Origin of the sequence: Protofrankia sp. Cj3 (assembly GCF_917627355.1) — a bacterium.
Taxonomy (GTDB): Bacteria; Actinomycetota; Actinomycetes; order Frankiales; family Frankiaceae; genus Protofrankia.
The window spans coordinates 1,945-9,792 of sequence record NZ_CAKJTR010000061.1 but is presented as its reverse complement, the minus strand read 5'-3'; the positions used below and the strand labels follow the sequence as shown (position 1 = coordinate 9,792).

The window sequence follows — 7,848 nt, the reverse complement described above, 5'->3', positions numbered from 1 at the left end:
CCCGATGTTGCCATCGGCGAGGAGCAGCGCGGACCACCGTCTCTCACCGGGTACCCTGCCGAAGACGTCGCGGCATAGCGCCGCCGCACCGGCACGACGGGCGAGGCGCACCGCGAACGGGGCCACATCAATGCCAAGCACGGGAACCCCGCGGGTGGTGAGCGCCACGGTGAGCCGACCAGGGCCGCAACCGACGTCGAGGGTCGGCCCGTCGCAACGGCGAAGCAGGGACGCGTCGCCCGGAATGAGCCCACCACGCCACTGGTCCACCGGAACCGGTTCACGACGTCCGTCCGGATGGCGTACCCACAGCGGTCCGTCGACGGACCGCAGCGCCGCCTCGTAGACGGCCGTGGGGCACCAGCGGTGGATGGCTGCCGTCGTCGTACCGACCGCCGGTCACCGGACCGCCGTCGGACTACTCCGGGGTGTCACGGTCTGCCGTACCACTGCGGCGAACCGTCCGTCCGGTGCGAGCCGTGCGACCGCTTGGGCGTCGGCCGCGGTGTCGACGTCCCGCAGCACCGGCAGGGTGGCGACCCGAAGGCCGGCCCGGGACAGGCGGGCACGCTGCCGTGCACCGGTGTCCGGGCGTGACGTCGGGATGCCACGCAGCAACGTGCCGTCGGGACGTCGTAGGCCGAGCGCCCACCAGCCGCCGTCGGCGGCGGGGCCGAACACCGCGTCGGCGTGGCGCAGCGCGTGGCACGCGTCGGCCAGCAGGGCCGGTGTCACCTGCGGGGTGTCCATCCCGATCAGCAGTGTCGGGCCTGCGCTGTCGTCGAAGGCCGCCGCGAGCCGGGCGTCGAACGGTCCGGACACCTGCGGCACCACCGCGATCGATGTCCGCAGCCACGGGCCGACGGTGCCCTCGAGGACGAGGACGGGCCGCAGCCAGCCGAAGCCGGGACTGCGGCTCAGCGCGCCGACCGCGGCCAGCGTGTCCGCGATCGCGGCCTCGGCCACGGCCGCCGCCTGTGCCGGGCGCAACGGTGGCGTCAGCCGGGTCTTGACCCGACCGGGCACGGGCTCCTTCGCCACCACGAGCAGTCTCACCGCAGGCTCGCGAGCAGTGCGGACATGTCGCGTACGGCGCGGACGGTGCCGAGCGGCGAACCGGTGACCTTGGATCTGCCGATCCGGGGGTGGTAGTCGACATCGGTCTCGATGATCCGCCAGTCGGCCTGTGCGGCCCGGAGCAGGAGCTCCAGCGGGTAGCCGAACCGGCGGTCGGCGATGGGCAGGCGGAGCAGGTCCGCACGGCGGGCGGCCCGCATCGGACCCAGGTCACGGACCGGGACGCCGCGTCGGCGCAGCCGCCCGGCGACGACCGCATTGCCGAGGCGGGCATGTGGCGGCCACGCCCGCACCGAGGTGGGACGCCGCCGGCCGAGTACCAGTTCGGCCCGCCCGGCCAGCAGTTCGGTAACGAGGCGGGGCAGGTGCGCCGGGTCGAGCGAGGCGTCGGCGTCACATACGCAGACCACCTCGGCGTCCGCGGCCCGCAGCCCGGCGTGCACCGCCGCGCCGTAGCCCCGTTCCGGCACCACGACGACGACCGCACCGTGGTCCCGCGCGATCCGGGGTGATCCGTCGTGGGAGCCGTTGTCCGCGACGATCGCCCGGTATCCGGGTGGCATCCGCTCCAGGACCCAGGGCAGCGCGCGGGCCTCATCCAGGCAGGGCAGGACCACGTCCACCGAGGCCCCACCACTGTCACATTGCGTAAGCATGATCGGGACTGTAATCGGGCGGGGATGTGATCGACCCTTACGGAACGAGGAAGAGCGCGGCGGTTCGACGCCGGAAGATTACGGAACGGGGAAATCCGTCGCCCGGGCGGGTCCGGTTGGCTGGCCGGCTCTTATCGTTACCGGATGGCCCGTGTTCTCGTGGTCGACGACGACGCCACCGTGGCGGAGGTCGTCGACCGGTATCTGCGTAACGCCGGTTTCGACGTCGACCGCGCCGCGGACGGGCCCGCGGCGTTGCGGGTGGCCGGGACCGCCATCCCGGACCTTGTCGTGCTCGACCTCATGCTTCCCGGCCTCGACGGCATCGAGGTCTGTCGCCAGCTGCGGGAAAGTCGACCGGTTCCAGTGATCATGCTGACGGCGCTGGGTGAGGAGGCGGACCGTATCGCCGGCCTCGAATGCGGCGCCGACGACTATGTCACCAAGCCGTTCTCGCCGCGCGAGCTGACGCTGCGGGTGCAGTCCGTGCTGCGGCGGGCAAACGAACTGTCGCCACCGGAGTCCGGCATGCTGCGCGCCGGCACCCTCGTCGTGGACGCGGCCGCCCGCACCGCCACCCGGTACGGGGTGATCCTCGGCCTCACGGTGCGTGAGTTCGATCTGCTGGTGTTCCTGCTGCGCCATCCCGGCCGTGCCTTCACCCGCGTCGAGCTGATGGAACAGGTGTGGGGGTGGAGCTACGGGGACCCCTCGACCGTCACCGTCCACATCCGCCGGCTGCGGGAGAAGATCGAGGATAATCCGACCGCCCCCCGGATGCTCGTCACCGTGTGGGGCGTCGGCTACCGCTACGATCCGACGCCACCGGTGCCGGCGGACGAGACGCCGTCATGAGCGCCGAACTGCAGGTCGCCGGGATCGCGCTCGCCTGCTCGGCTGCGGCTGCGTTGACGGGGGTGCCACTGCTGCGCCTGTTACGGGGACGGCCGCTGTGGGCCACGACGGCGGCGCTGTCGGTCGTACCGGTGGTCGCGGTGGCGGTGGGCGTTGCCGGCACCGCACGGGCCATGTTCCTGTCCGACCACGATCTGCAGGTCGTGCTGATCGTGGTCGCGGTCTCGGCAGTGGTCGCCACCGCCGCTGCGGTATGGCTGGGGCGGCCGGTTGTCGCCGCCACCGGAACACTCACCCGGGCAGCCGCCACCCTCGGTGAGCTGGAATATCATGATGCGGGCCGGGTTCCGACGGCCGAGCTCGCCGCATTGGCCCGCACCCTGGACGCCACGCATGTGCGCCTCGTGGCGGCGCGGGACCGCGAGCGCGCGTTGGAAGCCAGTCGGCGTGAGCTGGTGGCCTGGATCAGCCATGACCTGCGTACCCCGCTGGCGGGAATCCGGGCGACGGCGGAGGCCCTGCAGGACGGCCTTGTGACGGACGCCGAGACGACGGCCCGTTACCACCGGCTGATGCTCGCCGACGCCGAGCGGCTGACCGGCATGGTCGATGACCTGTTCGAACTGGCCCGGCTGCAGGCCGGCGCGTTTCAGTTGACGCTGGAGAAGGTGTGTCTCGCCGACGTCGTGTCGGATGCGATCGCCGCCACCGACCCGATGGCACGCGCCAGAGGGGTGACCGTCACCGGCAGCGCCGACCACGCCGTATACGTCGACGCCGACGTGACCGAGGTGGGGCGGATGCTCACCAACCTCCTCGTCAACGCCATCCGGCACACCCCCGACGACGGGACGGTGGAGGTCACCGCCGGAGCGGACGCCGACCGGGCGGTACTCGCGGTCGCCGACCGGTGCGGCGGGATCCCCGCCGCCGACCTGCCCCGCCTGTTCGACTTCGGCTTCCGTGGGGAGACCGCGCGTACCCCCGGCGGTGGCGACCACCCCCACCAGCCTCGGGTACGGTCCGGCATCGGGCTGGCGATCGTCCGGGGCATTGTCGAAGCCCACGGCGGCGATGTCACCGTCCACAACCGCCAGGGCGGCTGCCGCTTCGTCGTCGCGCTTCCCGCCGCCTGAACAGGTTCCCTGAGCAGGTCTGGATAGTCCTTGTGTCCGGAAGCTGTTCCTCGGCTCGTAAGATCCGGGTCGCTCCGGAACCGTTAACGTCACGGACATGCGAGTCCTGGTCACCGGCGGCGCCGGCTTCATCGGTTCCCACATAGTCGACGCGCTGGTCGGAGCGGGTGACGAGGTCACGGTGCTGGACGCCGTGCTGCCCGCGGTGCATCGCACGAAACCCGAGGTGAACGACGGTGCCGAGCTGATCGTCGCGGACGTGACCGACCCGGTCCGGGTCGAGGCGGCGCTCGACGGGGTGGACGCGGTGTGCCACCAAGCGGCCATGGTCGGCCTGGGGGTCAACCTCGACGACCTGCCCGCCTACGCCACCAACAATGACCTCGGTACCGCGGTACTGCTGTCCGCCATGGCCCGCCGGGGGGTGCGGCGTCTGGTGCTGGCCAGCTCGATGGTGGTCTACGGGGAGGGCGGCTACCGCTGCCCGGCCGACGGGCTGGTGCGCCCCGGCCCACGGCGGCCGGCCGATCTCGACGCCGGCCGGTTCGAAGCACCGTGCCCGTGCTGCGGCAACCCGCTTCAGCCGACGCCCGTCACCGAGGACGCCCCCCTGAACCCCAGGAACGTCTACGCGGCCACAAAGGTCGCCCAGGAGCATCTCGCCGCCGTGTGGGCAATCACGACCGGCGGCAGCGTCCTGGCGCTGCGCTACCACAACGTCTACGGCCCGCGGATGCCCCGCGACACCCCGTACGCCGGCGTCGCCTCGATCTTCCGCAGCGCACTGGAGCGGGGGGAGGCACCACGGGTCTTCGAGGACGGCGGCCAGCTCCGCGACTTCGTCCACGTCCACGACGTCGCCCGGGCCAATCTGCAGGCGCTGCGGCACACGGCCCCACCCGGCCGGCTCCTCCCGCTCAACATCGGCTCCGGCGATCCGCACACCGTCGGCGACATGGCGCACGCGCTGGCCCAGGCCTTCGGCGGACCCGCGCCCGTCATCACCAGCGCCTATCGGGCCGGTGACGTCCGGCACATCGCCGCCTCGTCCGCCCGCGCCGGCAATATCCTCGGATACCGACCGCAGATCGCCTTCAGCGACGGGATGGCCGGGTTCGCGCGTGACCCGCTGCGCGGATGAACCAGACCGGTCCCAGCGGTCAGCTCACGGCCAGGCCGGCAACGGTCTGCGGAACACCCTCGAAGGCGCCGACCGGGGTGAGCCGGCCGTCGGACTCCACCGTCCAGCCGAGGACCCGCTGGCCATCGGTGTCGATCGCATACAGATAGTGGCCGTCCGGGGTGATGGCCTCGTCGCGGATGCCCTTCTCCCCCCTTCCGGTCGAGCCCGCTACCGGGTCGAGCAGCACGAGGCTTCCGTCCTCCTCGACCCGGTAGCTCGAGACCGTGCCATCGCCGAAGTTCGTCACGTAGGCGAAGCGGCCGTCCCTGGTCACGGCGGCCCAGCAGACCTCACTGCGGGTGTCGCCGACCGAACCGCTCACCGGGGCGAGCCGGCCCGCACCCGCCACGGTGTATGAGGAAGCCGCCGCGGCACCGGTCTCGCCGCCGAACGCCTCGGTCACGATCATCGAGCCCTGCGGGGTGAAATCAAAGCCGTAGGGGGTCCGCCCGGCGGCCGGGATCGTCATCGGGCCTTCGGCGTAGCCACGATCACCGATCGCGAAGGCGCTGATGCTGTTCGTCCCACGCTCGGTGACCACGAGCGTCCGGCCGTCCGGGCTGAAGGACGCCTGGGCCGGATCCGCGTTGCCGGCGCTCAGCGGCCTCGTCGAATCCTCAAGCGGGGTCAGCCTCCCGTCCCGGATGCGGAAACCACTGATGTTCGGCGTGCCGTTGTTGAGTACGTAGACGAGATCGCCGTTCACCGCGACGCTCGTCGGCCTGGCACCACCGGAGGGGACACGATCGGCGAGCCGTGGCCCGTCCTCCTCCACCGAGAACAGGGACAGCTCGTCGCTGCCGGCATTCGTGACCAGGAGCCACCGGCCGTCGTCGCTGAGAATGACGGAACTCTGTGATGGCAGGTGCGGGGTGCCGCTTCCCCGGCCCCCGGTCCCGAAACGTCCCAGCGGAGCGAGCCTGCCGTCCGCGGAACGCCTAAAGGCAACAACCTCGTTCCTGGCAGCATCGTTGGTCTGGGCATACACGGCGGCGCCCTTCACCCTCTGACCGTTCATACGTTCAGTCATCGCTCTCCCTCGGCTTTTCGGTGTCGAATTCCGCTTCCGCCGAGCCCACACCTACCCGCGCCCGGTGAGACGACAAACCCGCAGACCGGCACGTCCCCGGGAGGAGCGGGAGGGCCGGACCACGAAAAGCGATGTCACTGGACCGGCCCGTGGGAAGCCCCGGGGCGGTCGCGCCGTCGGATCGGGCCGCTGCGGCCCACAGCGCGGCGGCGAGCGACATCGAAGCGGAGAATCATCTGGTGGCAGAGGGTGCATCAGCGTCCGGTGAACTCGGGCCTGCGGCGCTGGCCGAAGGCGGCGATGCCCTCCTTGAAGTCGCTGCTGCGTACCGTGAGCTCGACGGCCACCAGCTCGGACTCGAGGGCCGCGGCAAGGTCGGTGGACAGGCCGCGGCGCAGCAGTCCCTTGGTGGCTGACAGGGCGAGCGTCGGCCCCGCCGCCAGGTCGGCCGCGATCAGGGCCGCCTGCGCCGCGAGATTGGCATCGGCGACCACCTCGTCGACAACACCCAGCTCGTGGCCGCGCCGCGCGTCCAGGGGCTTGCCCCGCAGGAGCACCTGCGTGGCCGGGCCGATCCCCACCCGCCGGGTCAGCAGCCAGGTGCCGCCGCTGTCCACGGCGAAGCCGAGCCCCGCGAACGGCTCCACGAACGAGGCGCCCTCCCCGGCTACGATCACGTCGGCGGTGAGTGCCAGGTGAGCGCCCAGGCCCATCGCCCGACCCTGCACGGCGACGACGAGGGGCAGCGGGCAGTCCCACAACGTCTGGATCATGCGGTTCGCGCCGGCACGGACCGCCCGGATCAGTCCACCGGTACCGGGTGCATTCACCGAGACGATGTCCGCGCCCGCGCTGAAGTGCGGCCCGACCGATCGGATGAGGATCGCCCGGGTGGCTCCGCCGTCGACCGCGTCGGTGACGGCGGCGGTGATCCGACGCATGTCGACGGCGCGCAGTGCGTTGCGGGCCGTCGCCCGGTCCAGGACGATCCTGAGCAGGCCGCCGTCGGCGCTGACGACAACTCCGTCGGTGCTCATGCCGCCGGCTCCCGCGGGAGGCCAAGCACCTGTTCGGCGATGGTGTTGCGCTGGATCTCCGCGGTCCCCGCCCCGATCGTGCTGGCACGGGTGGCGAGCAGGCCCGCCGACCACCGCCCACCCTCGACCGGATGGGCCCGGCCCGGCGCGAGCACCGCCGCCCGTCCGGTGATCTCGACCGCGAGAGCGTGCAGCCGCTGCTCGAACTCCGTGAAGACGAGGCGTCCCAACGACGCCGCCGGACCGGGCTCACGTCCCCGCAGGAGCTCGCCGAGGACCCGCAGCCCACCGAGACGCACGACCTGCAGGTCGGTCTCCGCGTACGAGGTCAACTACCGCAGCGTCGCCGGCGTCCCGCCGTCCCTACCGCTTCCCGCGGAGCAGCCTCGCGCTGCGCGACTTCGCGCCCACGCCCACGCCCACGCCCACGCTCGGCGAGCACACCGCGACGGTCAGGGCCGCCCGCACCCCGCGAGAGCCGGCCACCGGGACCGAACCGGCGGCGCTCCCCTTTGCGGACCTGCGGGTCTGCGACCTCACCGCGTTCTGGGCGGGACCCATCGTCGGCTACGTGCTCGCCCTGCTCGGCGCCGACGTCATCAAGGTCGAGTCCGTGTCCCGGCCGGACGGCATGAGGATGCGCGGCGCCCGGCCGTTCCGCGAGGACCTCTGGTGGGAGACGGGCCCGAGCTACCACGGCGGCAACGCGGGCAAGCGGGGCACCACCCTCGACCTGGGCAGCAAGGAGGGCAGGGAGCTGCTCCTCGAGCTCGTCTCCCGCTCGGACATCCTCGTGGAGAACTTCACGCCCCGCGTCATGGCCTCGTGGGGACTGACCTACGACGTCCTGAGGGCCGCGCGGCCCGACCTCATC

At 72.0% G+C, this 7,848-nt stretch carries 10 protein-coding genes; 4 read left to right on the top strand and 6 right to left on the bottom strand.

The window, feature by feature from the left end:
* From MJ783_RS10670 to MJ783_RS10660, 3 genes are all read right to left on the bottom strand, one after another.
* On the bottom strand, positions 1 to 270 hold a 270-nt coding region (locus MJ783_RS10670; protein WP_239310239.1), incomplete at its 3' end, for a methyltransferase domain-containing protein.
* Positions 271 to 399: 129 nt separating this feature from the next.
* Positions 400 to 1,041: a DUF2064 domain-containing protein gene (locus MJ783_RS10665; protein WP_239310253.1), complete on the bottom strand. Its 642-nt coding sequence runs from the start codon at positions 1,039 to 1,041 to the stop codon at positions 400 to 402.
* An 11-nt stretch (positions 1,042 to 1,052) separates the two neighbouring features.
* Positions 1,053 to 1,733, bottom strand: a complete 681-nt coding sequence (locus MJ783_RS10660; RefSeq protein ID WP_239344941.1) for a glycosyltransferase family 2 protein — start codon at positions 1,731 to 1,733, stop codon at positions 1,053 to 1,055.
* Positions 1,734 to 1,877: 144 nt separating this feature from the next.
* Between MJ783_RS10660 and MJ783_RS10655 the strand changes: the two genes are divergently transcribed.
* The 3 genes from MJ783_RS10655 (at position 1,878) to MJ783_RS10645 (ending at position 4,865) form a co-directional block, all read left to right on the top strand.
* The gene (locus MJ783_RS10655; protein WP_239310237.1) at positions 1,878 to 2,588 is read left to right on the top strand and encodes a response regulator transcription factor; all 711 of its coding nucleotides are present in this window, start codon (positions 1,878 to 1,880) and stop codon (positions 2,586 to 2,588) included.
* Positions 2,585 to 3,724, top strand: a complete 1,140-nt coding sequence (locus tag MJ783_RS10650; RefSeq protein WP_131744742.1) for a sensor histidine kinase KdpD — start codon at positions 2,585 to 2,587, stop codon at positions 3,722 to 3,724. The genes MJ783_RS10655 and MJ783_RS10650 overlap by 4 nt, the downstream gene beginning before the upstream one ends.
* 97 nt (positions 3,725 to 3,821) lie before the next feature.
* Entirely contained in the window at positions 3,822 to 4,865 is a 1,044-nt protein-coding gene (locus MJ783_RS10645; protein WP_239310236.1) for an NAD-dependent epimerase/dehydratase family protein, read from the top strand.
* Between the two features lie 19 nt (positions 4,866 to 4,884).
* Here MJ783_RS10645 and MJ783_RS10640 read toward each other — a convergent pair whose 3' ends face one another.
* The 3 genes from MJ783_RS10640 to MJ783_RS10630 all read right to left on the bottom strand — a co-directional run bounded on the left by MJ783_RS10640 (position 4,885) and on the right by MJ783_RS10630 (position 7,306).
* On the bottom strand, positions 4,885 to 5,937 hold the full coding sequence (locus MJ783_RS10640) for a beta-propeller fold lactonase family protein (RefSeq protein ID WP_239310235.1): 1,053 nt from the start codon (positions 5,935 to 5,937) through the stop codon (positions 4,885 to 4,887).
* 254 nt (positions 5,938 to 6,191) lie between these two features.
* Positions 6,192 to 6,974 (bottom strand): enoyl-CoA hydratase/isomerase family protein, encoded by a 783-nt coding sequence (locus tag MJ783_RS10635; protein WP_239310234.1) that lies wholly within the window; start codon positions 6,972 to 6,974, stop codon positions 6,192 to 6,194.
* Positions 6,971 to 7,306 carry an acyl-CoA dehydrogenase family protein gene (locus MJ783_RS10630; RefSeq protein ID WP_239310233.1) on the bottom strand — a complete coding sequence of 112 codons (336 nt, stop codon included), beginning with the start codon at positions 7,304 to 7,306 and terminating at the stop codon, positions 6,971 to 6,973. The genes MJ783_RS10635 and MJ783_RS10630 overlap by 4 nt, the downstream gene beginning before the upstream one ends.
* Before the next feature lie 59 nt (positions 7,307 to 7,365).
* Here MJ783_RS10630 and MJ783_RS10625 point away from each other — a divergent pair.
* Positions 7,366 to 7,848: CoA transferase (locus tag MJ783_RS10625; RefSeq protein ID WP_370651594.1), on the top strand; the 483-nt coding region annotated here is incomplete at its 3' end.

Bases quoted from the DNA above. Each gene is read 5' to 3' on its own strand.
- MJ783_RS10635 (WP_239310234.1), bottom strand. From the start codon at position 6,974: ATGAGCACCGACGGAGTTGTCGTCAGCGCCGACGGCGGCCTGCTCAGG.
- MJ783_RS10640 (WP_239310235.1), bottom strand. From the start codon at position 5,937: ATGACTGAACGTATGAACGGTCAGAGGGTGAAGGGCGCCGCCGTGTAT.
- MJ783_RS10645 (WP_239310236.1), top strand. From the start codon at position 3,822: ATGCGAGTCCTGGTCACCGGCGGCGCCGGCTTCATCGGTTCCCACATA.
- MJ783_RS10655 (WP_239310237.1), top strand. From the start codon at position 1,878: ATGGCCCGTGTTCTCGTGGTCGACGACGACGCCACCGTGGCGGAGGTC.
- MJ783_RS10650 (WP_131744742.1), top strand. From the start codon at position 2,585: ATGAGCGCCGAACTGCAGGTCGCCGGGATCGCGCTCGCCTGCTCGGCT.
- MJ783_RS10660 (WP_239344941.1), bottom strand. From the start codon at position 1,733: ATGCTTACGCAATGTGACAGTGGTGGGGCCTCGGTGGACGTGGTCCTG.